The organism is Stenotrophomonas sp. SPM, assembly GCF_003105135.1.
Lineage (GTDB): Bacteria > Pseudomonadota > Gammaproteobacteria > Xanthomonadales > Xanthomonadaceae > Stenotrophomonas.
The window spans coordinates 255,608-280,319 of sequence record NZ_QETL01000001.1 but is presented as its reverse complement, the minus strand read 5'-3'; the positions used below and the strand labels follow the sequence as shown (position 1 = coordinate 280,319).

The 24,712-nt window shown below is 67.6% G+C and carries 22 protein-coding genes; 13 read left to right on the top strand and 9 right to left on the bottom strand.

Annotation, left to right across the window (positions count from 1 at the left end):
- Positions 1-86 precede the first annotated feature (86 nt).
- From DCO49_RS01235 to glgX, 4 genes are read left to right on the top strand one after another with little or no spacing between them, the layout of a single operon-like run.
- Complete coding sequence (locus tag DCO49_RS01235) at positions 87-1,760, top strand: 4-alpha-glucanotransferase (protein ID WP_243402609.1); 1,674 nt, start codon at positions 87-89, stop codon at positions 1,758-1,760.
- Complete coding sequence (treY, locus tag DCO49_RS01230; RefSeq protein WP_116862429.1) at positions 1,757-4,297, top strand: malto-oligosyltrehalose synthase; 2,541 nt, start codon at positions 1,757-1,759, stop codon at positions 4,295-4,297. Before DCO49_RS01235 ends, treY begins: the two co-directional genes overlap by 4 nt.
- Entirely contained in the window at positions 4,284-4,457 is a 174-nt protein-coding gene (locus DCO49_RS01225) for a DUF2934 domain-containing protein (protein WP_116862428.1), read from the top strand. Before treY ends, DCO49_RS01225 begins: the two co-directional genes overlap by 14 nt.
- The gene (gene glgX, locus DCO49_RS01220; protein WP_313207055.1) at positions 4,423-6,564 is read left to right on the top strand and encodes a glycogen debranching protein GlgX; all 2,142 of its coding nucleotides are present in this window, start codon (positions 4,423-4,425) and stop codon (positions 6,562-6,564) included. The genes DCO49_RS01225 and glgX overlap by 35 nt, the downstream gene beginning before the upstream one ends.
- A gap of 45 nt (positions 6,565-6,609) precedes the next feature.
- Here the strand turns inward: glgX and DCO49_RS01215 are convergent, their stop codons facing one another.
- Together DCO49_RS01215 and DCO49_RS01210 are read right to left on the bottom strand one after the other, a co-directional pair.
- A complete protein-coding gene (locus tag DCO49_RS01215; RefSeq protein WP_116862426.1) occupies positions 6,610-6,924 on the bottom strand; it encodes an AzlD family protein in 315 nt (104 codons plus the stop codon).
- A complete protein-coding gene (locus tag DCO49_RS01210) occupies positions 6,921-7,655 on the bottom strand; it encodes an AzlC family ABC transporter permease (RefSeq protein WP_116862425.1) in 735 nt (244 codons plus the stop codon). The genes DCO49_RS01215 and DCO49_RS01210 overlap by 4 nt, the downstream gene beginning before the upstream one ends.
- 125 nt (positions 7,656-7,780) lie before the next feature.
- Here DCO49_RS01210 and DCO49_RS01205 point away from each other — a divergent pair, with 125 nt between their 5' ends.
- Positions 7,781-8,245 (top strand): Lrp/AsnC family transcriptional regulator, encoded by a 465-nt coding sequence (locus DCO49_RS01205; RefSeq protein ID WP_116862424.1) that lies wholly within the window; start codon positions 7,781-7,783, stop codon positions 8,243-8,245.
- Positions 8,246-8,255: 10 nt separating this feature from the next.
- Here DCO49_RS01205 and DCO49_RS01200 read toward each other — a convergent pair whose 3' ends face one another.
- Positions 8,256-8,654: an OsmC family protein gene (locus tag DCO49_RS01200; RefSeq protein ID WP_116862423.1), complete on the bottom strand. Its 399-nt coding sequence runs from the start codon at positions 8,652-8,654 to the stop codon at positions 8,256-8,258.
- 156 nt (positions 8,655-8,810) lie between these two features.
- Between DCO49_RS01200 and DCO49_RS01195 the strand changes: the two genes are divergently transcribed.
- The 3 genes from DCO49_RS01195 (at position 8,811) to DCO49_RS01185 (ending at position 11,494) form a co-directional block, all read left to right on the top strand.
- Positions 8,811-9,212 carry a response regulator gene (locus tag DCO49_RS01195; RefSeq protein ID WP_116862476.1) on the top strand — a complete coding sequence of 134 codons (402 nt, stop codon included), beginning with the start codon at positions 8,811-8,813 and terminating at the stop codon, positions 9,210-9,212.
- A gap of 96 nt (positions 9,213-9,308) precedes the next feature.
- Positions 9,309-10,799, top strand: a complete 1,491-nt coding sequence (locus tag DCO49_RS01190; RefSeq protein WP_243402616.1) for an HWE histidine kinase domain-containing protein — start codon at positions 9,309-9,311, stop codon at positions 10,797-10,799.
- A gap of 80 nt (positions 10,800-10,879) precedes the next feature.
- The gene (locus tag DCO49_RS01185; RefSeq protein WP_133249373.1) at positions 10,880-11,494 is read left to right on the top strand and encodes a hypothetical protein; all 615 of its coding nucleotides are present in this window, start codon (positions 10,880-10,882) and stop codon (positions 11,492-11,494) included.
- Between the two features lie 115 nt (positions 11,495-11,609).
- Here DCO49_RS01185 and DCO49_RS01180 read toward each other — a convergent pair whose 3' ends face one another.
- On the bottom strand, positions 11,610-12,728 hold the full coding sequence (locus DCO49_RS01180) for a catalase family protein (RefSeq protein ID WP_243402608.1): 1,119 nt from the start codon (positions 12,726-12,728) through the stop codon (positions 11,610-11,612).
- Positions 12,729-12,805: 77 nt separating this feature from the next.
- Entirely contained in the window at positions 12,806-14,293 is a 1,488-nt protein-coding gene (gene proP / locus DCO49_RS01175) for a glycine betaine/L-proline transporter ProP (RefSeq protein ID WP_116862419.1), read from the bottom strand.
- Positions 14,294-14,907: 614 nt separating this feature from the next.
- Between proP and DCO49_RS01170 the strand changes: the two genes are divergently transcribed.
- The 3 genes from DCO49_RS01170 (at position 14,908) to DCO49_RS01160 (ending at position 17,832) form a co-directional block, all read left to right on the top strand.
- Positions 14,908-15,324 (top strand): host attachment family protein, encoded by a 417-nt coding sequence (locus DCO49_RS01170; RefSeq protein WP_116862418.1) that lies wholly within the window; start codon positions 14,908-14,910, stop codon positions 15,322-15,324.
- Between the two features lie 4 nt (positions 15,325-15,328).
- On the top strand, positions 15,329-15,652 hold the full coding sequence (locus tag DCO49_RS01165) for a thioredoxin family protein (RefSeq protein WP_116862417.1): 324 nt from the start codon (positions 15,329-15,331) through the stop codon (positions 15,650-15,652).
- Between the two features lie 182 nt (positions 15,653-15,834).
- A complete protein-coding gene (locus DCO49_RS01160) occupies positions 15,835-17,832 on the top strand; it encodes a DUF4034 domain-containing protein (RefSeq protein ID WP_116862416.1) in 1,998 nt (665 codons plus the stop codon).
- A 248-nt stretch (positions 17,833-18,080) separates the two neighbouring features.
- On the opposite strand, the gene DCO49_RS01155 is transcribed toward DCO49_RS01160, so the two are convergent.
- A complete protein-coding gene (locus tag DCO49_RS01155; protein ID WP_116862415.1) occupies positions 18,081-18,968 on the bottom strand; it encodes a carbon-nitrogen hydrolase family protein in 888 nt (295 codons plus the stop codon).
- Positions 18,965-19,552 (bottom strand): GNAT family N-acetyltransferase, encoded by a 588-nt coding sequence (locus DCO49_RS01150; RefSeq protein ID WP_207776443.1) that lies wholly within the window; start codon positions 19,550-19,552, stop codon positions 18,965-18,967. The genes DCO49_RS01155 and DCO49_RS01150 overlap by 4 nt, the downstream gene beginning before the upstream one ends.
- Positions 19,553-19,627: 75 nt before the next feature.
- Between DCO49_RS01150 and DCO49_RS01145 the strand changes: the two genes are divergently transcribed.
- Together DCO49_RS01145 and DCO49_RS01140 are read left to right on the top strand one after the other, a co-directional pair.
- Complete coding sequence (locus DCO49_RS01145) at positions 19,628-20,029, top strand: ketosteroid isomerase-related protein (protein WP_116862413.1); 402 nt, start codon at positions 19,628-19,630, stop codon at positions 20,027-20,029.
- Between the two features lie 167 nt (positions 20,030-20,196).
- Positions 20,197-22,545, top strand: coding sequence for a GH92 family glycosyl hydrolase (locus DCO49_RS01140; RefSeq protein WP_116862412.1), 2,349 nt, complete (start codon positions 20,197-20,199; stop codon positions 22,543-22,545).
- A 97-nt stretch (positions 22,546-22,642) separates the two neighbouring features.
- On the opposite strand, the gene DCO49_RS01135 is transcribed toward DCO49_RS01140, so the two are convergent.
- Positions 22,643-24,019, bottom strand: a complete 1,377-nt coding sequence (locus DCO49_RS01135; RefSeq protein ID WP_116862411.1) for a sensor histidine kinase — start codon at positions 24,017-24,019, stop codon at positions 22,643-22,645.
- Positions 24,012-24,686 carry a response regulator gene (locus DCO49_RS01130; protein ID WP_116862410.1) on the bottom strand — a complete coding sequence of 225 codons (675 nt, stop codon included), beginning with the start codon at positions 24,684-24,686 and terminating at the stop codon, positions 24,012-24,014. The genes DCO49_RS01135 and DCO49_RS01130 overlap by 8 nt, the downstream gene beginning before the upstream one ends.
- Positions 24,687-24,712: the final 26 nt, after the last annotated feature.

Below are 24,712 nucleotides of genomic sequence, written 5' to 3'. Positions count from 1 at the left end.
AGGTGCTGCGTGCTGTGCTTCGGGTGCTGCAGCCACAAGCAGAAGCGACGGCTGCGCCACTGCACACCGCGATCTGCGGAGAGGCGGTGGTCCTGCCTGGCGCTGCAGGCGCGGCGTGCTGGGTCGATGAGACCGGCCAGCAGCGCGACGCGCGCCAGGATGCGGCTGGCCGATGGCCGGTGCCGCTGCAGCCCGGCTACTGGCATTGGCAGCAGGGGCCGCGACGCATCGCGGTGGCCGTCGCACCGCAGAAGGCATGGTGGCCCGCGCATCTTGACCGTGGCTGGGGCTTGGCGGCGCAGGTCTACAGCCTGCGCTGCGCAGGCGATGCCGGCATCGGTGACAGCGCCGGCTGTGCACCCTGGCTGCAGCGGCTGCGCCAGCACGGTGGGCAGGCGCTTGCGCTCAGCCCGATGCACGCCGGCTTGCCGCCGGGTGCCGGCTTGCCGCCGGGTGCTGGCTACAGTCCATATTCGCCCGGTGACCGGCGCTGGTTGGACCCGCTGCAGGCTTCTCTGCTGCAGGCGGTGCCCGATGCCGCCCGCGCCGTGCTGGCGGAGGATCCTGCGCTGGCCGAGGCGGTGAACGCCGCCACTGCCGCGCGGCGCATCGATTGGCCCGGTGCGGCTGACCTCAAGTGGTGCTGGCTGCGCGCGGCGCGGCTGCAGCTGCAGCACGCGCAACCCGATCTGTGGGCCGAAGTCTGCCAGTGGCAGGCCGACGCTGGCGCGGCGCTGCAGGACTACTGCTTGCTGGCGGCCGATTCGCGAAGCGGGGACGCGCAGGACCACGCCTTCGCACAATGGGTGGCGCAGCGCTGCTGGACGGACCTGCACTCGCAGGCGCGCAGCAACGGCGCGGCCATCGGCCTGATCGCCGATCTGGCGGTGGGCTGCGCACCCGACGGTGCCGAAGCGCGAACGCAGGCCCACGTCATGCTGGCCGGCCTGGAGCTGGGTGCGCCACCTGATGCCTTCAATACCCGGGGCCAGGCGTGGGGCATCACCGGCTTCTCGCCGCTGGCCCTGCGCAGGCAAGGGTATGCGCCCTTCATCCACCTGCTGCGGGCGGTCATGGCCGGCCGTGGTGGCGTGCGCATCGACCATATCCTTGGCCTGCACCGGCTGTGGGTGCTGCCGCAGGGCGCCTCCGCCCGCGACGGGGTCTATCTGCAGTTTCCGCTGCAGGATCTGTTGAACCTGCTGGTGCTGGAATCCTGGCGGCACCAGTGCCTGGTGATCGGTGAGGACTTGGGTGTGGTTCCGGCAGGTATCCGCCAGCAGCTGGCCGCGCGCGGCGTGCTGGGTGTGGATGTCCTGCCGTTCACCCGTGATGCGGCGGGCTTCCTGCCTGCCGGACGTTGGCGCCGCGACGCGGTCGCCATGCCGTCCACCCACGATCTGCCGCCGCTGGCCGGCTGGCTGCGCGGGCGTGACCTGCGCTGGCGGGCACGCCTGGGCGAAATCGAAGACCTCCCTGCAGCACTGGCGCAGCGGCGCCACGATGCCGCGGCAATGGCCGACCTGATTCATGGAGATTGCGTGGAAGACGATGCACTGGGCCTGCTGTCCAGGACCCCCTCGCGGCTGGCCCTGCTTCCACTGGAAGACGCGCTGGGACTGCGTACACAGGTCAACCTGCCGGGTACCGTCGGCGGTCATCCGAACTGGCGGCGGCGCCTGCCGCTGCACTGGAATGAGGCCGGCCTGCAGTCGCGGCTGCAGCGCATCAGCGCGGGTCGCGACGGAGGCCACGCATGACCGCACTTCGCGCGACCGCACGCCTGCAGCTGCATGCCGGCTTTGATTTCGACGCCGCAGCGGCACAGGCGGACTACTTCGCCACGCTGGGCGTCAGTCACCTGTATCTGTCACCCATCGCCGCAGCGATGCCGGGCTCCACGCACGGTTACGACGGCATTGATCCGACCCGGATCAACCCGGAACTGGGCGGCGAGGACGGCTTCCTGCGGTTGGCCAGCCGCGCCCGCGAGCGTGGGCTGGGGCTGCTGCTGGATATCGTGCCCAACCATCTGGCCGCCGCGCCGCAGAATCCGTGGTGGTCGGACGTGCTGATGCACGGGCGCCGCAGCCGCCACGCGCAGTGGTTCGACATCGACTGGGAGGCAGCTGGCGCGTGCCAGCGACTCTGGCTGCCCGTGCTTGACCGACCGCTGCAGGAGGCCGTCAAGGCTGGCGTTCTGCGGGTGGAGGACATCAAGGACCAGCCTTTCCTGGTCCATCATGATCTTCGCCTGCCGTTGTCCCCGCGCAGCTATCCGCTGCAGCCTGGCGCCCGCCAAGGCTGGGTCGAGCGCTGCAACCGCTCCGCAGAGCGCATGCACATGCTGCTGCAGCGCCAGCACTATCACTTGGCCTGGTGGCGCACCGGGGGCGACCAGGTCAATTACCGGCGTTTCTTCGACATCACCTCGCTGGCCGCGTTGCGGATCGAGCGCGAGGACGTCTTCGATGCCGTGCATGCGCTGCCGCTGCGGCTGGTGCGCGAGGGCTGGGTGGATGGCCTGAGGATTGACCACATCGATGGCCTGGCCGATCCGGGGGGCTACCTGCAGCGGCTGCGCGCACATCTCGATGCCGTCGCAGAAGCAGGCGGTCGTCGTGGTGCGGACATCACCCTGCACGTGGAAAAGATCCTCGCCGAGGGTGAGGCACTGCCCGCTGGCTGGGCGTGCGACGGCACCACTGGCTACGACTTCATGGATCAGGCCGGTGCGTGGCTGCATGAACAGACGTCGGCGCAGACCTTGAGTGAGCAGTGGCAGGCGCGCTCAGGCGACACGCGTGGTCTGGAGCAAGTGCAGCAGGCGGCACGCGATGCACTGCTGGATGGATCGCTGCACGCAGACCTGCAGCGACTGCTGGTCTGTGTACGGCAGACAGTCGGTGAGGCGGCATGCCGCGGTGACATCAGCGATGCGATGCTGCGCCGAGCACTCTGCACGCTGCTGCGGCGCTATCCGGTCTACCGCCCCTATACGCTGCAGACGCCGGCCGAGCGGAATGTCCTGGCCAAGGCCGAAGCGGCTGCCGTGCAGGGTCTCGACGCCGCGGGGCGCGCGGCCGTGAGCCTGCTGGTCAGCGCACTGCAGTCGCCCGAGAGCCAAGAACTGCGCGTGCGGTTCGGCCAACTCTCGGCACCGCTCAATGCCAAGGCGGTGGAAGACACGGCGTTCTATCGCTACTACCGTGCGATGTCACGCAACGAAGTCGGCAGCGATCCGCAGCGCATCGCCCTTGAGGGCGATGCACTGGTTGAACTCGCCCAGGTGCGTGCGCGCCAGCATCCGTTGGCGATGCTGGCCCTGGCCACGCACGACCATAAACGCGGCCCGGATGCGCGTGCGCGCCTGGCGCTGATCAGCAGCGACGTCGGTGCATGGCAGTCGGCGCTGGCGGAGTGGGAGCAGCAGTGCGCGGCGGCAGGGATGCCGATGCCATTGCCCGCTGCCGAAAGCTATGCACTGTGGCAGGCGCTGGTCGGCGCCTGGCCGATGCACGGTGCGCCCGCTGCGGACTTCCCACAGCGCATGGACCAGTGGCTGCGCAAGGCGCTGCGGGAGGGCAAGCGGATCAGCAGCTGGCTCGATCCCGATCTCGCCGTCGAAGAGGCCGTGCAGCAGTGGCTGCAGGCCTTGATGCACGCCAGCGAACTGCAGGGCGTGCGCGATGCGCTGGCTGGTTTCGTGAGGATGATGGCGGCCGCCGGTGCCAGCAACGGACTGGCACAGCTGTGCCTGCAGCTGTGCCTGCCGGGTGTTCCCGATATCTACCAGGGCACCGAGTTCTGGGATCTCAGTCTGGTCGATCCGGACAACCGACGCCCCGTGGATTTCGCACAGCGCGCACAGGCATTGGCCGATGATCGATCGTGGTCGGAGTTGCTGCAGGACTGGCACGAAGGCGCACCGAAGATGCGCCTGCTTTCGCAGCTGCTGCAGCTGCGGCGCGCGCATCCGGCCTTGTTCCTGCGCGGCACGCTGCAGGACCTGTCCGATTCCGCTTCGGCAAATCTGGTCTTCGTGCGCGAGCACGCGGGGCAGGTGCTGCTGGTGGCAGTGCGCAGGGCGAGTGCCTGGCGATGCCCCGGTCCCGCCCTTGCATGGATAGAGGATGCTGAGCAGCGCGTGTCTGAGCTGCCGCAACGAACGATGCACAACGTGCTGGACGGTCGCACGGAGATTTTCAACGGTTCCGCCTCGGATGCACTGCTGTTTGCCGGCAGCCCCGTTGCGGTGTGGATCAGCCAGGAGAGTGGGGCAGATGGACAGCAGTGAGCGACGCCGCCGCATCGAGATGCTTGCGCACCAGATCTGGGAGGCTGAGGGCCGCCCGGATGAACAGGAACGACGTCATTGGCACATGGCCGAGCGGTTGGTGGAAGCAGAGATAGCAGCGCTTCATGCGGGTAAGGACGAGAACGATGGCAACCCGTAAGTGGGCACAGAGCTCGCGCGTTCGCGAGGGCAGGCCGTTCCCGCTGGGTGCGACCTGGGATGGGCTGGGAGTGAATTTCGCGCTGTATTCGCGCCATGCCACCAAGGTCGAGCTGTGCCTGTTCGATGCGCGAAACCGCGAGATCGAGCGCATCGCGCTGCCGGAGTACACCAACGAGGTGTGGCACGGCTACCTGCCGGATGTGCGTCCGGGACAGCGCTACGGCTATCGCGTGCATGGCGCCTATGCACCGCAGGATGGACACCGCTTCAATCCGAACAAGCTGCTGCTGGATCCGTACGCCAAGCAGATCGTCGGCGAGATCAAGTGGGCGCCGCATCTGTTCGGCTATACGCTGGGACACCGTGATGCCGATCTGAGCTTCGACCGCCGCGACAGCGCGCCGTACATGCCGCGCTGCGCGGTGATCGATCCGGCGTTCAGCTGGGGTAGCGAGCGCGCGCCAGCAACGCCCTGGGACCGGTCGGTCATCTACGAAGCACACGTGCGTGGACTGACCATGCAGCATCCGGGCGTCCCCCAGGCCGAGCGCGGCACCTTCTCGGCGCTGCGGCACGATGCGGTGGTGGACCATCTGGTGCATCTGGGGGTGACGGCCATCGAGCTGCTGCCGGTGCATGCCTACGTTGATGACCAGCAGCTGCTGGAGCGCGGCCTGCGCAATTACTGGGGCTACAACACCATCGGCTTCTTCGCGCCGCAGCCGCGCTACCTGTCGCTGGAGACGGTGGCCGAGTTCAAGCAGATGATCGCTCGCCTGCACAGTTCGGGCATCGAAGTAATCCTCGACGTGGTCTACAACCACACCGCCGAAGGCAATGAACTGGGGCCGACGCTCTCGTTTAAGGGCATCGACAACGCCAGCTACTACCGGCTGGCTGAGGACCGCCGCTTCTACATCAACGATACCGGCACCGGCAACACCTTCGACCTGACCAACGCCGGCGCCCTGCGCATGGTGATGGATTCGCTGCGCTACTGGGTGACCGAGATGCGCGTCGATGGCTTCCGCTTCGACCTGGCCACCATCCTCGGGCGCGAGCGCCATGGCTTTGATCCGTCGGGCAGCTTCCTCGATGCGGTGCGCCAGGACCCGGTGCTGAGCCAGGTGAAGCTGATCGCCGAGCCGTGGGACATCGGCCCCGGCGGCTACCAGCTGGGTCAGTTCCCGCCGGGATGGGCCGAGTGGAATGACCGGTTCCGTGACACCACCCGTGCGCTGTGGCGCGGGGATGCGGGCCAGTTGCCGGAGTTCGCGGCCCGCTTCACCGGGTCTGCGGACCTGTTCGACCATCACGGCCGCCGGCCCTCGGCCAGCATCAACCTCGTCACCGCGCACGACGGCTACACCCTGCATGACCTGGTGAGCTACAACGACCGCCACAACGAGGCCAATGGCGAGGACAACCGCGATGGCCATTCCCACAACCTGTCGTGCAACCACGGCGTGGAAGGCGATACCGACGATGCGGGCATCCTTGCCCTGCGTTCGCGGCAGATGCGCAACCTGCTGGGCACGCTGCTGCTCGCGCAGGGTACGCCGATGCTGCTGGCCGGCGATGAGTTCGGCCATTCGCAGCAGGGCAACAACAATGCCTACTGCCAGGACAATCCGCTGAGCTGGATCGACTGGGAGTGCGCGGCGCAGCCGGGTCCTCAGGCGCAGGCGGCCTTCGTGCGGCGCGCGTTGGCGTTGCGCCGGCGCTATGGGCTGCTGCGGCGCAATCGCTTCCTGACCGGTGACTTCGACGCGTCGCTCGGAATGCGCGACATCGAGTGGCGGCGCCCCGATGGGGAGCCGATGGGCGAGGGCGACTGGCACAACCCCGAGCAGCGGGCGTTGCTGATCGTGCTGGACGGCCGCAGCCCGGACAGCGGACTGCGCGAGCCCGGGCGCCATGTCAGCCTGGCCCTGCTGCTGAACCCCAGCGAGCAGGAGCAGCGGTTCCGGCCCTCCGACGACACGCTGGCGTTCCGTCGCGTGGTCCTGCAGACCGACGACGCGCCACTGGAGATGGATGGGGAGGGACAATGGACGTTGCCCGCCCGCAGCCTGTGCCTGCTGGCATCCAGCAGCGCAGGGTGATGGCGCGGCAGGGGTAGCGCCGGGCCATGCCCGGCGGATGCCAATTCACCCCAGGACGTAGCGCAGCACGCCCGCCGACACCACGCCAATCAGCACCGTCGGCAGCATCGACAAGCGGGTGGCGGCCAGCAGGGTGATCGCCAGTGCCGCGAGGTCGGCCGGGTTGTCCGCCACGAAGTCCGGTGCGATCACCGAGATCAGCACGCAGCCCGGCGCGGCCTCCATCACCGTCACCGCCCGCTTGCTCAAGGTGCGGTTGCGCAGGGCGAGGAAGCCGACGATGCGGGTGAGATAGGTTACCGCGGCCATCATTGCGATGGTCAGCAGCGCGGTCCAGTGGATCAGTCCGCCAAGGATCATGCTGCGTCCTCCGCCAGCAGCCACGCCGCGGCCAGGCCAGCCAACGCGCCGCTGGCCACGTACCAGGCGCCGGGCACCAGCAGATAGGTGCCCGCAGCCACCACCAGGCTCACCAGCCAGGGTCGGGCGGGCTTCATGCCCTGCCACATGCCTCGCAGCAGGACCAGGAACACCGCCGGGAAGGCCATGTCGAAGCCATAGGCATGGATGTCGCCCAGCAGGGGCCCGACCAGCGCGCCGAGGGTCGTGCACACCACCCAGATGGTGTAGAGGCCGGCCGAGACACCGAGGTAATAGGCGAGGCTGAAGCCCAGCCCCCGGCGGCGTGCATCGGCCACGCCCAGTGCCCAGCTCTCATCGCACATGAAGAACAGCGCGGGCACTACCCGGCGCCGGGGCAGGTGCTGCAGCAGCGGGGCCAGGCTGGCGCCCATCAGCAGGTGGCGACTGTTGACCAGTGCGGTGATGGCCACGATCAGCGCGATGTGCGGCGGCGAGGTCCATAGCTCGACGGCGGCGAATTCCGAGCCGCCGGCGAAATTGAGGCCGGTCATCAGCGGTACTTCCAGTGCGCTCAGACCCTTCTGTGCGGCCTGGGCACCCAGCACCAGGGCAAACGGCAGGAAGCCGATCATCACCGGGATGGCGGCGCGCAGGCCGCGCAGGAATTCGGCACGCGGCGCGGTGTCGCACGCGGGGTCGGGCAGGGGCGGGGTGGTGCGGGCGTCCATGGAGCGATCGCGTATGTGGGGACGACCATGCTAGCGGCGAAGGCGCAGAATCGGGTTGCGTTCATGCCGTAATGATCCGACTATTTGAAATCCTGTGCGCCTCTATGCCAATCCGGTGAAATGCCATGCAGAACGAGCTTGACGCCCTCGACCGTCGCATCCTCGATGCCCTGCAGCGCGATGGCCGGCTGCAGAACCTGGAGCTCGCCCGCCAGGTGGGCCTGTCACCGTCCGCGTGCCTGCGCCGGGTGCGGCTGCTGGAGGAGGGCGGCTTCATCGATCGCTTCGTGGCGCTGCTGAACCCGGCCAAGGTGGGCCGGGGGTTCACCGTGTTCGTGCGGGTGTGGCTGCGCGGGCAGGACGAGGACACCACCAATCACTTCATCAACAGCATCAAGTCGTTCCCGGAAGTGCTCGAGTGCCACCTGATGGCGGGTGACTGCGATTTCCTGTTGCGGGTGGCGGTGGCTGATCTCGATGCCTACCGCCAGTTCCAGATCCGGCACCTGAACCGGATCGCTGGCGTGCAGAACACCAAGACCGAGATCCCGATGCAGCGGATCAAGCAGACCACCGAGCTGCCGCTCTGAGCTCTGGCCCTCAGCCGGCCTGGCCGCGCTCACTGGTGATGCGGGCGCCTTCGCGCATCACCAGGGTCACCGGGGTCTTTTCCACCACCTCCAGCAACCGCGACCACTGCGCATCGCACAGCTCGGCGCCGGCATGCAGCACCCGGTGTACGTGCAGGCGCCCATCCTCGTCGCGCTCGGAGCGCAGTTCGGCGTGGAACTCGCCCAGCTCCCAGCCCTTGCGCTGGGCATACATGCGCAGGGTTATGGCGGTGCACGACGCCAGTGAGGCCAGGTACAGATCGAAGGGCGCGAAGCCGCGGCCCTGTCCGCCCAGCGTGGCCGGTTCATCGGTGTCGACACAATAGGTGCCGTTGCTGACGTGATGCAGATAGTTGTCGGCAGTGGAGATGATGCGGGCGTAAGCCATGGCGGGGCAGGAAAAGGGAGTGGAGGCCGGGAAATGGTACCCCCGCCGGCGGCCTGGTGGGGGTGTCTGCGCGCGGTCGTCACACGCTCTTGTAGGTCGATTGGCCACCCTTTGCCTGCAACAGTCGGAGGTGCCGTCTGAAGAGGAGCGTTGTACGTGTTGGAAGCCGTTGATAACCCGGGCCTGAGAGGGGTACGCGTGCTGGTGGCGGAGGATGAGTTCGCCATCGCCATGTTCCTGGTCGACTATCTGGAACTGAAGGGCGCGCACATCGTCGGGCCCGCCGGCGACCTTGCCGCGCTGGGCACGCTGGTGGATGAGCAGCCCATCGATGTGGCCCTGCTGGATATCAATCTGGGCGGCCAGCAGGTCTACCCCCTGGCGGACCGCCTGGTCGAAGCCGGCATCCCCTTCCTGCTGACCTCGGGCTATGACGACAACGTGCCCAGCCGGTTCGCCGACGTCCCGCGCTGCGCCAAGCCTTATCACATCCAGGCCCTGGCCCAGCAGCTGGAGACGCTGGTGCAGGCCACGCGAGCTGGCGCAGGTGGCCATTGAAGCCTGCGCATGGGTAGCCGATTGCAGATGAGTTCGCCCGTGGCGACGACGCCCCTGCTGCCGACGTCTCCGCCCCTGCACACGCTGCGTGGTGGCATGGCCGAGCGGGTCGCCGCACACGACTGGTCGGCGACGCCTCTGGGTCCACGCGATGCGTGGGCCCCGCACCTGCGGGCCACGGTCGACCTGATGCTGGCCCACGGCTTCCCGATGATCGTGCTGTGGGGCGAGGAACTGGTCCAGCTGTACAACGATGGCTATGCCGAGATCCTGGCAGACAAGCACCCGGGCGGCCTCGGCCAGGCCACGCGCATCTGCTGGCCGGAGGTGTGGCACATCAACGGCCCCATCTATGCCCGCGTCTGGCAGGGCGAGACCATCACCTACGAGGACAAGCTCTACCCGCTGGCCCGCCAGGGCGTGCTGGAAGACATCTGGTTCACCATTACCTACAGCCCGATCCGTGACGCCAACGGGCGGATCGAAGGGGTGCTGGTGACCATGTTCGAGACCACGGCCGCGCACACGGCGCACGCCGCGCGGGCGCACGAGCAGCAGCGCCGGCGGCAGAGTGACGAACGGCTGTCACTGGCGTTCCAGATGCTGCTGGTGGGGCTGTGCATCGTCGACACCGAGGGCCAGGTGCTGCAGTCCAACGAGCAGATGCGTGCCTACCTGCCCACCGGTGAGCTCCCTTCGCGCGACCACCAGAACATGCCCCGCTGGCAGGGCTGGCACGAGGATGGCAGGCCGATCGGTCCCGAGGATTTCGCGGTTGCACGTGCGCTGCGGGGCGATACGGTGGTGCCGGGGCTGGAATTCCAGTTCACCCACGAGGATGGACAGGTACGCTGGACGCGTATCGCGGCGGCACCGCTGCGCGATGCGCAGGGCGAGGTCACCGGCGTGTTCGCCATCGTTATCGACATCGACACCCTGAAGCGTGCATCCGAGCGGCAGGCCGTACTGCTGGCCGAGCTGCAGCATCGGGTGCGCAACATCATGGCGATGATCCACGCCATTGCCTGGCGCACGCAGGAAACGGTGGGCAGCGTCGAGGAATATGCAGAGCGCCTGTGCGGCCGGCTGATGTCGCTGGCGCGCACGCAGGCGCTGCTGACCCGCGCCGACAATGCCGGCGTGTGCCTGCGCGGCATGCTGGACGAGGAAATATCGGTGCAGGTGCATCGACCAGACCAGTACGGGCTCGAGGGCCCCGACCTGCTGCTGCCGCCGAAAGCGGCCGAGGTGCTGTCGCTGGCCGTGCATGAGCTGGTGACGAACTCGCTGAAGTACGGCGCCATCAGCAGTAATGGCCGCATCAGCGTGTCGTGGTCCGTGCAGGCGGAGGACGGGGGCAGCCCTTGGCTGGCCCTCCACTGGTGCGAGAACCATGTGACGGTTTCGGACTGGTCGCCGCCGCAGCGGCGGGGCCTGGGCTGCTCGCTCATCGAGAAGCGCGTGCCCTACGAACTGGCGGGGAGTGGTCAGCTGCAGTTCCGCGCTGACGGCGTGGATGCCCATATCCGCTTCCCGTTGCGTGAGCGCGACAGCCTTCTGCAGACGGATGCACCGGCTACGGGGTGAGCAGTGGGGGATGGGGCGCGCCGCGTGCGCGGCCTGTGCGATGATCCGGTGCATTGAAGCCACGGATCAGGATGCAGCACATGAATGAAGGGACGCAGTGGACGGTGCGCAGCCTGCGCGCGCTGGCAATCGGGATGTCATTGGCCATCGCCGGCCCGTCGCTCGCGGCGGAGACGCCGGCCGTCGGTGACGCCACTGCACCGATGAGCTATGACAAGGCACGTCGCACGGCCGAGGCGGCGTTGCGGCTGCATCCCGGTACCGATGCGCGCCGCGACTATCGAGTCCTGTGGGCCGGCAGTGCCGATCTCGACAGCGATGGCCGCGTGGAGGTGCTGTATCTGTACACCGCCACCGAGGCTGCAGCGGGCAGCGCGCAGCTCAACGAGCTGGTGGCGATGACGCCCCTGCGTGACGGTGACCCGCGCGGCCAGGCGGCGGCGCCGGGCAGCAACGTCTATGACGATGAGACCTATGCACTGATCCGCGCCGCTGGTTATGCCGACGACAGCAGCGTGCATGTTCCCGGCGAGGTCGAGTCGATCCGCATGGACGGCGATCGCATCACCGTCAGCTTCACCAGCGAGAAGGGTTCGCGGTTGTGCGAGCGCGTGCGTGGCAAGCCGTCGTGCCCGCCCGAAGGCCGCCAGGAATGGGTCTACCGCTGGGCGCCGGGCACGCTGACCCGTCTGTAGCGTGGAGCTTGCTCGACTGATCCAGCTCGTTGTAGAGCCGAGCCCATGCTCGGCTGCTCCCGCCCTTTGTAGGGTCGAGCAAGCTCGACGCTGCATCGCTCACCGCAGGGCTGGATCATGCGCCTGCAACCGGCTCGTGCAGCGGGCACCGGTTGTGCTGTGACCGGTGCGCACGCGAGGCGGCCATGACGACTTTGCGTGCGCGGTTCAGCGCACCCAACGGTCGATGTGCTTCCAGCGCATGCCATGGGCTGAATGCCAGGCGGTCTTCGACGCCCGGTGATTCCGCATCATCCCAGCTCACCTGGGGTGGAACATGCAGCTCGGCCACGGCAATGAACGGGCTCTGCTCCTGTGGCCACTCCACCGAGGCATCCTCGATGGGCATCGCTTCTTCGTCCCGGCACAGCTGCGCGCACAGCTCCCAGACCAGATCGCCGCGACCGCTCGCAAGCGCCTCCTGGATGGCATCGCGCTGGCTGTCCTCGCTGTTCTCTACTGGTGCACCCTCCAGTGCCTGCAAGGTGGCCGACACCGGGCGCAGGCAGAACTTGGCCACGTAGGGGCCGAAGCGGAACGGCACCTGGCTGAAGAAGGTTTCCCCCATCGGGTGTGTCTGCGGTTCGCCGCCCATCCCCTTGATCCTGCCGCTACCACCGCCCGCGGCTTCCAGCAGCCTTTCGCCGCCGCGCAGGGCGACCGAAATCACCGCCTTGGTGCGCGGCATGCGTTCGGTGGTTGCCGCCAGCAGCTTCGTGGAACGGAGAAAGCCTTTTGGGCCCGGGCTGGTGAAGGCCGGGCCGTTGACCATCAGGAAGTCCTGGCTGTGCTGTTCTTCGCTTTCCGCGACGCGCGCGCCGCCCACACCAAGGATCTTGATGGCGATGGCGCGCGGGGTGGACACCGTGTCCGGCAACTGTTCGGCGGGGGGGGAAGAAAAGCGGACGAGCGCCTCATACGTTGCAGGCGCAGCGAAGAGTCCGTGTGCCAGTTCCTGCGGCAGGCCATCAAAAACCTGCAGCCTGCCCTTGAGCAGCGCCTGGCCTTTTGCATGCACGGCACGACGCGCATGGCCTTCGGCCGCTGCCACCGTGCGGGCCATGCCGAGGAACACCTCGCGAAGTGCTTCTATGGTGTCGGCCTCTTCAGCCTCTGGCTGTTCCATGCCGGCGTGGAAGGGAACGGGGGGAAGTAGCGTGCACATGGCTGGCTCCATCAGGGATGAAACCAGCATGCGTGATTGCGGTTACCCGCCAGTGCAGGGCCGGTATGGGCCGCTTTCACGACCCATGCGCGGCCACCTGCAGTGCCTCAGGCGGGCTTTGGCGTCTCGCCATCACCGGCTTCCGGCAGCGGCGGCAGGGTCGGGTCAACCGTCACCGGCCCATCGCTCTTCAGCAGGGCGGCGGCTTCCTTGTCGCTGGCCACGGCCGGCGGCGAACCGCGCAGCGGCATGTTCGCCGTCTCCTTCACGAACATCATGGTGATCAGGCCGATCACCGCCGCAATCATCAGGTAGTAGGCGGGCACCAGCGGATCGCCGGTACGCTCGACCAGCCAGGCCGTGACCAGCGGCGTGGTGCCGCCGAACAGCGACACCGACACGTTGAAGGCGATCGACAGCGCGCTGTAGCGTACCGGTGTGTAGAACAGTGCCGGCAGCGTTGACGGCATCGAACTGGTGAAGCACACCAGGGCAAGGCCCAGCAGCATCAGGCCCAGGAAGATCAGCCAGTCGTTGCCGCTGCCGATCAGCAGCAGGCACGGCACGGCGAGCACCAGCAGCGCGATGCAGGCGCCGATGATCATCGGCCGGCGGCCGAGCTTGTCGCTGAAAAGACCGCCGACGATGTTCAGCGGCATCATCACCAGCATCACGATGATGATCAGCAGCAGGCCCTTGCTCTCCGCATAACCCATGGTCACGCTCAGGTAGCTGGGCATGTAGGTCAGCAGCATGTAATCGGTGACGTTGAATACCAGCACCAGGCCCATGCACACCAGCAGCTGGCGGCCATGCACGCGGAACAGGTCACCCAGCCCCGGGCGGTCGTGCTCGCGCTTCTCGGCTTCCTCGGCGAAGGCACGGAAGGCCGGGGTTTCTTCCAGCTTCATGCGCATGTACAGGCCGAGCAGGCCCAGCGGACCGGCGACGAGGAACGGGATGCGCCAGCCCCAGTCCAGCATGTCCTCGCTGCTCAGCAGCATGTGCAGCGCGGTGACCGTGCCGGCGCCAGCGATGTAGCCGCCCAGCGTGCCGAACTCCAGCCAGCTGCCCATCAGGCCGCGGTTGCGGTCGGTGGAGTACTCGGCGATGAAGGTGGCCGCGCCGCCGTACTCTCCACCGGTGGAGAAGCCCTGCACAACGCGCGCGAGCAGCAGCAGGACCGGGGCCCAGATGCCGATGCGTTCGTAGGAGGGGATCAGGCCGATGGCAAAGGTGCCCAGCGCCATCAGGATCATCGTGAAGGCCAGCACCTTCTGCCGCCCGTAGCGGTCACCCAGCGGGCCGAACACCAGGCCGCCCAGCGGGCGCACGAGGAAGGCCACGGTGAAGGTGGCAAAGGCAGCGATCACCTGCGCGGTGGGATTGCTGGAGGGGAAGAAGACCTGGCCGATGGTCACGGCAAGGTAGCCGTAGACGCCGAAGTCGAACCATTCCATCGCATTGCCCAGTGCAGCAGCACCGACGGCGCGCTTGAGCATGGGCTTGTCGACGACGGTGATCTCGTCGACCTTCAGGTGGCGGCGGCGTTTGAACCAGCCGAAATGTGCATGGGCATCGGGGTTGTCCTGCATGGGGACGTCCTTTCTGTTCTTGGATGGGGAATACGGAATAGGCGGTGTGGTGTGTCCCGGAAATCGGAAACGGCGATGCTGGCGCAACTGGCGCAGGGGCATCGATGCGGGCGGTCCACGCTGGACCAGGACGTACGGGAAAAGACCACGCACGGGAAACTACGCGGTGGATTGGCGAGGGCTGGTGAAGATCAATGCCAGCGGTGATGGCAGATGCCACCGATCAGAACGGGCTGACCGGAACAGGCTCGGTGCGCATCGGAAAAACAGTGAAGATCAGCGCCTGAGCGGCGTCATCCACCCGGATCCTGCACGCGGCGAAGGAATGAGGGGGTGAGAGCGGGTGTGGCAAGCGGTACGCCGGTCGGCCGTGCTTCCCACGTAACAGGGGTGCCTGCCACGTAGTACGTCGTGTCGATCATCCGTTCATGATAACGGTTACGGCGTGAACATGCAGCGAAGTGGGCTCTAGCAGACGCTGTGTTCCACCCTGCCTGTTCATGTGCGCGCTTTGATGGTGCTCGCTGCGATGACATGCTGTGGACGCAGTGTGGCCGCACCGCTCACAACGTAGCGCTTACGGTGGTGGCGAGCCAACGCAACCGGAGCATCGCATGACCCGTCGCATTCCCGAAGGTACCCTTGTCGTCGTCACCGATGGTGGCTCGGCGCGCGTGTTCACCAACGTCGGCACCGACCATCAGCTGACGCTGAAGCAGGAGGGCGAGCTGCGCCTGCAGGACATCAGCGAGCAGGGCGTGTCGGGACAGGGCCCCTCGGGTGCCGTGCCGAAAGACATGTCCATTTCCCAGCTCAACGAAGCGACGTTCGCCAAGCAGGTGGCCGAGCAGTTGAACGAGGATGCGTTGAAGAACCGCTACTCGCACCTGATCCTGGTGGCCGATCCGATCACCCTTGGGCGCATCCGCCCCCTTCTGCACAAGGAAGCGCAGGCGCGGCTGCTGGATGACCTGGCGAAGAACTTCACCAACGCACCGCTGGAAGACATCCAGCGCGCACTGGCGGCGTGATGTCATGCCCTTCATGCGCGACCACCAGTCCGCCGAGCCGACCCGCAGTCATGTCGATGCGCAGGTCGGCTGGCTGCTGATCGAGTTTGGTGCGCCGTGGTGCGGCCATTGCCAGGCCGCGCAGCCGGCGCTGCAGCAGTTCGTGGACGCGCATGAACTGCCGCACTGGAAGATCGAGGATGGCAAGGGCAAGCCGCTGGGCCGCTCGTTCCAGGTGAAGCTGTGGCCGACGGTGGTCCTGCTGCGCGACGGCCAGGAAGTGGCACGCGTGGTGCGGCCGGTGGACAGCGTCGATCTGTCCACCCTGGTGGCAGCGCTGCCCACGTAGCGTCGAGCTTGCTCGGCTACGCCTGCCTGGATCTGTGTAGAGCCGAGCCCATGCTCGGCTGCTGGTCGGATGTACGCCGCCAGGAACGGTCAAGCGATCTTGACCGCTACCATAGCAAACCCGGAGCGCAGCCCCGCCGCAGCGCTATAATCCGCCGGTGCTGTCGCTCTGCTTGAATTCCGATGACCTCTCCGCTTTCCGCTGAATCCCTGCGGCGCCACGCCGCACCCGCGATATGGGATGACCTGCTCGCCCATCGCTTCGAGGCCATCGAGTCCGCCTTGCCCGACCTCCTCGCACCGCAGGACGCCGAGAGCGGTGCCCGTGCACTGGCCCTGCTTGCGCCGCCGCAGGCACTGTCTATCAATGCGCTGTGGCAGGCCTTGGCAGCGTGGCAACAGCAGGCCCCGCAAGCTGATGCGCCGCTGCTGCTGGCCGCCCTGGTGTGGGATCGCATTGCCGTCGATCTGCGCGGCTCGGGCTGGAGGTCATCGGTGGGCGAGGGCGCCTGGTCCAGCGTGCATGCCGCGCAGACCGCGTTGTTCGTCCACGCCATTGCCCTGGCCGATCGCGGGCCGTTGCCCTGGCCGCTGCTGCACCAGCTGATGCGCAGCGTGGCGGCGTTCGGCGTGCCGGTGTGGATGAGCGACTGGATGCACGACGGCTTCCATCCTGCCGATGGCGCCGGCCCGTGGTGCGACATGCAGGCCCTGCTCGGCGCGTGGATGGCAGAGGCGCCGCGCCTGCCAGACCTGCCGGAACAGATGCCTGCATCCTGGTCTGCCGCGGTTCCGCCGCCGCCGGAACTGGATGAGGAGGGCGACCCGGTCGAGAGCGACGAGGCTTCGCCGCAGGCGGCACTGGCGTGGCTGCAGATGGGCCTGCAGGCCGCAGGCCACGGCCTGCCGCTGCTGGACACTTACGCGCGCCTGCGCACGCCGCGCTGGGGCGGCAGCCATGAAGAGATCCTCGCGCTGGCCGAGGGTCCCCTGGCCGAAGGTCTGGACGCATCGCAGCGCAACCAGCTGCGCATGATCGTGTGGCTGGATGCCATCGACGTGGACAGCATCGACACCGACGACCGCAGCGCGGTGCAGCAGGCCTTCGCACGCGGCATGGAACTGCTGGCGCAGCCGCAGTCGGCGCTGGAGCGCACGGGGATCTACCTGCAGCTGGCCGAGCTGGCTTCGCGGGTGGACAACACCGATATGGCCGCGGCGTACTACGCACAGGCGGCCGACCCCAGCGTGCCGCGCGGCTTCGACGATCATCAGCTGATGCGCATGCTGCACGCAGCCGCGGCGACCGGCATGGGTGAGTGGCTGGCGCCAGTGGTGGCGCGGCAATGGCGCAACTCGGCGTGGGCGGCGGTAATGCAGGGCGTACTGCGCGATACCGGTTGGTGCGGGGTGACGCCCGATGCGGCGCAGGCCGAGGCGGCCTGGCGACACGCGGCCGCGCTGATGGCGGTGCCGGCGCCGGGCGCGGACTGCCCGTTCAACGACGTCTACTACGCCTTCGACGAGTCGCTGCAGCACGCCGCGCTGCTGCGCATGGCCCAGGTCGGTGCCGAACTGGGCTTCCCGGAGATGCAGGCCGCGCTGGGCTACCACTACTTCGAACACGCGCCGTCCTACGATCCGGCGCTGGCTATCCAGTGGTACCGCCGTGCGGTCGAGCAGGACAGTGGCCGCGCACTCTACAACCTCAGCCTGGTCTACGACCGTGGCTTGGAGGAGGGGGGCATCGCCGGCATCGGCACGGACGAACTGGTGCACCTGTCCAACGCCTGCGAGCTGCGCTGCCTGGAGCTGGCGGCGACCGAGGAAGAATGGGGCGAGCGTCTGCAGCGTCGCGTTCGCAGCTGCGTGGCGGGTGCGGGGTACTACCTGCGCACGCAGGTGCCTGCCGAGGGGCGCCTGCCGCGCCTGCTGGATACGCTGGAGTTCTGGGGCGGACAGGCGTGGACGCAGGCCGCCTGGATGCTGGCGCAGTACTACGCCGAGCGCAGCGAAGTCGAGTTTGACCGCGCGGTCTTCTGGGCCGAGCGTGCCTGCGCGCAGCAGCCGGATGAGGACGAGGTGCTGGCGTTGCGCACGACCCTGCAGCGCGGCCTGTTTGGCAGCCGCCGCTACCGGCAGGCGATGGAACGCGTGAGCGACGGCCTGCCAGCGCGGTGACGTTCTTGTAGAGCCGAGCCCATGCTCGGCTGCTTTTGTAGAGTCGAGCCATGCTTGACTGCCTTTGTAGAGTCGAGCCATGCTCGACTGCTTTTGTAGAGTCGAGCCATGCTCGACTGCTGTTCCAGCCGAGCATGGGCTCGGCTCTACAGAGAGCGCCAGCCGAGCATGGGCTCGGCTCTACAGAAAGCGCCAGCCGAGCATGGGCTCGGCTCTACAGAAAGCGCCAGCCGAGCATGGGCTCGGCGCTACGACGACCGCTGCACCTTCACCGCGAACTGCTCCGGCCAGTCGCGGTACAACGCCACCTGGCCCTCGCGGCGTACCGCAGATACCGCCGCGGCATCGATCTGCCCGATCAACCAGCGGCTCTCCTCGGTGAACACCCGCTCGCTCTCGCACAGCACGCCGTTGGCCGGCATGCCGCGGTCGGCCGGCACATACATCGCCGCGCGGCCGTAGTTCACATCCACCGACGGGCTCCAGCTGGCCATGCCGGCCGTGGCCGAAACCAGCACGGGCAGCTGGTTTTCCAGTGCACGTGCCTGCGAGCCGATGCGCACGCGGTGGTAGCCTGCCTCGGTATCGGTGCAGCTCGGTGCCAGCAGCAGGTCCACGCCGGCCTCGGCCAGCTGCCGTGCCAGCATCGGGAATTCAGTGTCGTAGCAGATCAGGATGCCGAGAATGCCCAGTGGCGTCTCGAACGTGCGCAGCCCATCGCGGCCACCGGCGATGTTCCAATCCTCGCGCTCGAAGCGGGTCATGATGAGCTTGTCCTGATGGCCCAGCAGGCCCTGCGGACCGAACAGGAATGCGCGGTTGCGGTACTGGCCATCTTCGTCCTGCACCGGCGCCGAGCCGGGGCAGAACCAGACGCGATGGCGCTGGGCGATCTGCGCGCACAGCGCCTGCCAGCGCGGCAGCAGCGGCTGGATGCCGGCGATGGACGCGGCCAGGTCGCCGCGCTCGGCCGGCGGCAGCTGGCCGGTCAAGGTCATCGCCGCGTACTCGGGCAGCAGCACCAGCTGCGCATCGGCGGCCGCGGCCTCGGCCACATGGGCGTCCAGGTGCGCGGCGTAGTCGTCCCAGCGTTCGAACAGCTTGATCGCGTACTGGCTGGTTGCGAAGCGGATCATGCGGTCAGCGCCTTCAGCCAGAACGACATCGGCTTTGCGGTCCTCTCGCTGTGGCCGACGTCCCGCCAGGTAAACGACGTGCTCAACTCCGGGTGATGGACGTAGCCGCGGTTGTGCCAGAAAGCATCCAGCGGCTGGTAGTCGGCCGGGCGCAGCGGATGGTCCAGCGGGCGCTGCACCGCGCTGAAGCAGCACAGGTCGAAGCCGGCCTGGCGGGCGTGCGCCTCGCGGGCTTCGAAGAAACGCACACCCAGGCCCTGGCCGCGGTACTCCGGCAGCAGTACCGATTCGCCGAAGTAGAAAATGCGGTCGGTGTTCCAGGCGCCGCCCAGGAACGGCGCCTGGAACTCAGCGGTCTCCTCGCGCATGGGGATGCCGGTGGACGCACCGACCACGTGGTCCCCATCCTGGGCCAGCACGATGATGCTGCCGGCCGCCGCCGCATAGGTTGCCGCGTAGCCGCGTTCGTAGGCGAGGTCGCCTTCGTACAGATACGGGAAGTCACGGAAGACGCGGATGCGCAGGCGCGCGAGATCGTCGAGGAAGGGGGTTGCTGCCAGCCCCTGTAGCGTGGTGATGCGCACGTTCGTTGCCGCCCATGGATACTGGGGGTGAGTATAGGCTATGCTCCCTTGCCCGCCCATCCTCAGGATTCTCCCATGAGTGCCACCGACGTCATCCGCGCCTACTACGATGCCTTCAACAGCGGCGATATCGAGGCGTTCGTCGCTCAGGTCACCGACGACGTGGTGCATGACATCAACCAGGGCGGCCGCGAGGTCGGCAAGGAGGCGTTCCGCGCGTTCTGCCAGAAAATGGCCCGTACCTACCGCGAGCAGCTGACCGACATCGTGGTGTTCGGCAGTGCCGATGGCCGGCGTGGCGCTGCCGAGTTCATTGTCAACGGCCAGTACTTGGCGACCGACGAAGGGCTGCCGGAGGCCCATGGCCAGCCGTATGTGCTGCCGGCCGGTGCCTTCTTCGAGATCCGTGACGGCAAGGTCGCGCGCATCACCAACTACTACAACCTGCCGCACTGGATCGAAGCGGTCAGCCGCTGAGGCAGGCGCCAGCGCCACGCTCCTGGCAGGTGCCAACCTTGGTTGGCGCAGAACCACCGACCAAGGGCGGCCTCTACCAGGGCACGCCCCGGCAACCGCACCGCAGCATGCCTCGCGGCAAACCCGGTGCTACGATCAGGCCACCACCTGAATCGATCCAAACGCCGATGCCCCTGCTGGACCGTCGCCTCCTGATCGCCATCGCCGCCACTGCCATGCTCGCCTCCGGCGTGGGAACGGCCGCCACGCCCAAGTCCGCCGCCGACAAGGCCTATGCCTCGGTCGACCCCTTCATCGGCACCGGCGGGGAAGGGCATACCTACCCGGGTGCGACCGTGCCGTTCGGCATGGTCCAGCTCAGCCCGGACACGCGCGTCCAGCCGCGCGAAAAGGCCTATGGCTGGGCAGCCGGCTACCGCTACGACGACAGCAGCATCGTCGGCTTCTCGCACACGCATTTCTCAGGCACCGGCCACTCGGACCTGGGCGACATCCTGGTGATGCCGTTCACCGGCGAGCCCGGCCTGGAACGCGGTGATCCGGAGAAGCCGCGCAGCGGCTATTCCTCGCGCTTCCGCCATGACGATGAGAAGGCCGAGCCCGGCTACTACGCGGTCACCCTCGACGACTACAAGGTGCGCGCCGAGCTGACCACCAGCGCCCGCGTCGGCGTGCATCGCTACACCTTCCCCAAGGGCACCGACGCGAAGATGCTGCTGGACATGCGCACCAGCATGTACGACTACCCGGGCAAGATCCTGTGGTCGCGGGTGCGCGTGCGCGACGACGGCACGGTCACCGGTTTCCGCGAAACGCGCGGCTGGGCGGCGGGTCGCCAGCTGTATTTCGCGATGCGCTTCTCGCGTCCGCTGACCAGCCATGAGCTGCACAGCACCGAGAAGGACATTGTCTACAAGGGCTTCGCGCCCCCGGGTGAGAAGGATCCGAAACAGCGCGCACAGATCGAAGGCCGGCAGCTGGTCGGTACCTTCGACTTCGGCAGGCTGGATGCGCCGTTGATCGTCAAGGTGGCGATCTCGCCGGTCAGCGAGGCCGGTGCGATCGCCAATCTCGACGCGGAAGTGTCCGACTTCGACTTCGATCGTGTGCGTGCGCAGGCGAAGCAGGAGTGGACGAAGGCGCTGTCGGTGCTGGACATCGACGCGCCCGAACATGCGCGCCGCAGCGCCTACACCGCGCTGTACCACACCATGCTGGGGCCGACGCTGTTCATGGATGCCGACGGCCAGTACCGCGGTGCCGACAACGCGGTGCACAAGGCCGAGGGCTATACCAACTACTCGACCTTCTCGCTGTGGGATACCTACCGCGCCCTGCATCCCTTGCTGACCCTGGTGCAGCCGGAGAAGCGCAACAGCGATTTCATCAATTCGATGCTGGTCCACCACGACCACAGCCCCTACGGCATGCTGCCGGTGTGGTCGTTCCACGGCCTGGAAGACTGGTGCATGATCGGCTACCACGCGGTGCCGGTGATCGCCGATGCCTACGTCAAGGGCATCCGTGGCTTCGACGCCGACAAGGCGCTGAAAGCCATGGTCGAGACGGCCAACTACGGCCCCTACGACGGCATCGCGCAGTACCGCGAGCTGGGCTACGTGCCGATCGACGAGGAAGGCGAGGCCGCCAGCAAGACGCTGGAATATGCCTTCGATGACTGGACCATCGCGCGCATGGCGCAGGCGATGGGCAAGACCGACGTGGCCACCACCTTCGACAAGCGTGCCGGCAACTGGCGCAATGCGTTCGACAAGGACACCGGCTTCATGCGCGCGCGCAAGCGTGACGGCAGCTTCCGCACGCCGTTCGACCCGAGTGCCAGCGGCTACGGCACCGACTACACCGAAGGCAATGCCTGGCAGTATTCCTGGTACGTGCCGCAGGACGTGGCCGGTCTGGCCGCAGCGCACGGTGGCAGCGACAAGCTGCTGGCACGGCTGGATGAGGTGTTCAACGCCAAGGTCGATCCGTCCATCTTCGAGCACATGGAAGACATCACCGGCCTGATCGGCTGGTATGCGCACGGCAACGAACCCAGCCACCACGTGGCCTACCTGTATTCGTACGCCGGCCAGCCGTGGCGCAGCCAGGCCCGCCTGAAGCAGATCATGGACACGCAGTACGCCGACCGTCCCGATGGCCTGGCCGGCAACGATGACGTCGGCCAGATGTCGGCGTGGTACGTGTTCACCGCGCTGGGCTTCTATCCGGTGGCGCCGGGTTCGGGCGAGTACATCCTCGGCCGTCCGTTCCTGCCGAAGACCGCGATGCGCCTGCCGAACGGCAAGACGTTCACGATCGTGGCCAACGGCCTGGACGACAAGCACGCCTACGTGGGCAGCGTGAGCCTCAACGGCAAGCCGCTGCAGCGCACCTTCCTGCGTCATGACGAGATCCTGGCCGGTGGCGAACTGACCTTCACCATGCAGGCCGAACCGAACAAGGAGTGGCCGGGGCAGGGTGCGCAGGCGCCGTATTCGATGTCAACGCCATAACGGTAGCGCCGGGCCACGCCGGGCGGCGGAACCTGTAGAGCCGAGCCCACGCTCGGCTCGGGCACCGCGCCAGAAGCAGCCGAGCGTGGGCTCGGCTCTACAGGCCGCGGAACCGCATTCCCACCCGTGCGCCACCCATCGGCGCGATGCCGATGTCCAACGTCGCGCCATGCCGCTGCGCGATCTCGGCCACGATGGCCAGGCCAAGCCCGCAGCCATCGCCGTGGCTGCTGGCGCGGTAGAAGCGTTCCGTGACGCGGCCGCGCTCGGCTTCGTCGATCCCGGCACCATCGTCATCCACCCACAGCTGCACGCCGTCGTCGTCGCGCTGCACTGCCAGGGTGATCACCCCGCGCTCGGCGCCATAGCGCAGCGCGTTGTCCAGCAGATTGCCCATCGCCTCACGCAGCAACGGTGCATCGCCCCGCACCGGCACGCCTTCGTCCGGCCCCTCGTACCCCAGGTCCACCCCGGCAGCCAACGCGCGGTCGGCATAGCGCTCGACCACGGTGCGCGCCAGCGCCGCCACGTCCAGTACCTGCAGCGGCAACGAACCGCCCTGCGCATCCTCCGAACGGCTGAGCAGCAACAGCTGGTTGACCAGGTGCTGCAGCCTTGACAACCCAGCCAGCGTTCCGGACAACGCCAGCTGCTGCGCCTGAGGATCCTGCTGCCGCAGCGAACTCTCCAGCTCCACCTGCATTGCCGCCAACGGCGTGCGCAGCTGGTGTGCGGCATTGCTGACGAAGCGGCGCTGTGCCGCCTGCATCGCATCCAGCCGCTGCAGCAATGCGTTGTAGGCCTCCACCGCGGGCCATAGCTCGCGCGGTGCCTCTTGCTGCGGGTCCAGCGGCGCAAGCGGGTCCGGTCGCGGGCTCGCCAGTCGCCGCGCCACCTGGTTGGCATGGCGCGCCGCCGCGCCGGTGCCCGACCAGGCCAGCCACGCCGCCAGCGCAAGGATCGCGGCCTGGAACGGCACGCTGGTCATCAGCAGCTTGCGCTCCAGCCGGTGCCGCTTGCGCAGGGTTTCGGCCACCCGCAGGCGAACCTGATGCCCGCCCGTGGTCGGCACCAGCACCTCCACCATGCGCACCGCTTGCCCGCGCAGCCGGGCATCGTAGTAGACCGCGTCCTCATCGGCGGCCTGTGCGGGCCGCGGCAGTGCCTCGGCCAGATCGCCATACAGCCGCGCGCCGGCTGCATCGACCACTTCGCCATGTACTTCATCCACCGTGTCCCAGGTGAACATGCGTGACATGGCCGGCGTGACGTCCATCACCGCGCGACCATCCTGCTCGCTCACCAGCTCGGACAGGGACATCGCCGAGTCCAGCAGCCAGCGGTCATAGACCTGGCCTGCGAAGTAGCGCGCCAGTGCGAACGAGCCCACCGCACTGCACAGCAGCAGCACCAGCAGCGGCAGCCACAGGCGGCGCAGCAGCAACCCGCGCAGGCTCGCCACGCGCTCAACCATCGATGGCCTCCAGCCGGTAACCGAGGCCGCGCAGCATGCGGATGCCCACATCCGCACCGGCCTGTTCGAACTTGCGGCGCAGGCGGCTGACGTGCACTTCGATCACCGAGAGATTGGCCTCGTGGTCCCAGCTGTACAGCGCGTCGAACAGGCGCTGCTTGGTCACGGTGCGTCCGGGCTGCTGCATCAGCGCATCGACCAGGGCCAGCTCGCGTGCGGTCAGCTCGATGCGCTGGCCGTCCACCTGCACCTCCTGGCGGATGCTGTCCAGGCACAGGCGACCGAGCCGCTTCTGTGCGGGTGCATCGCTGCGGCGTCGTGCCAACGCGCGCAGGCGCGCTTCCAGTTCGCCCAGCGCGAAGGGCTTGGCCAGGTAGTCATCGCCACCGCGGTCCAGGCCGAGAATGCGGTCCTCCACGCCATCGCGTGCGGTAAGGATCAGCACCGGCAGGCTGATGGCCTGGTCGCGCAGGCGCGACAGCAGGTCGAGGCCATCCACATCGGGCAGCGACAGGTCCAGCACCATCACGTCATACGGCGCAACGGCAAGTGCCGCCGGCGCCAGCAGGCCCTGCGCCAGGTGGTCACACAGGTGGCCGGCACCCTGCAGGGCACGTACCAGGCCGTCGGCCAGGGCCGCGTCGTCTTCGATCAACAGGATTCGCATTGCAAGCTTCGCGCAAGATTCGGGAA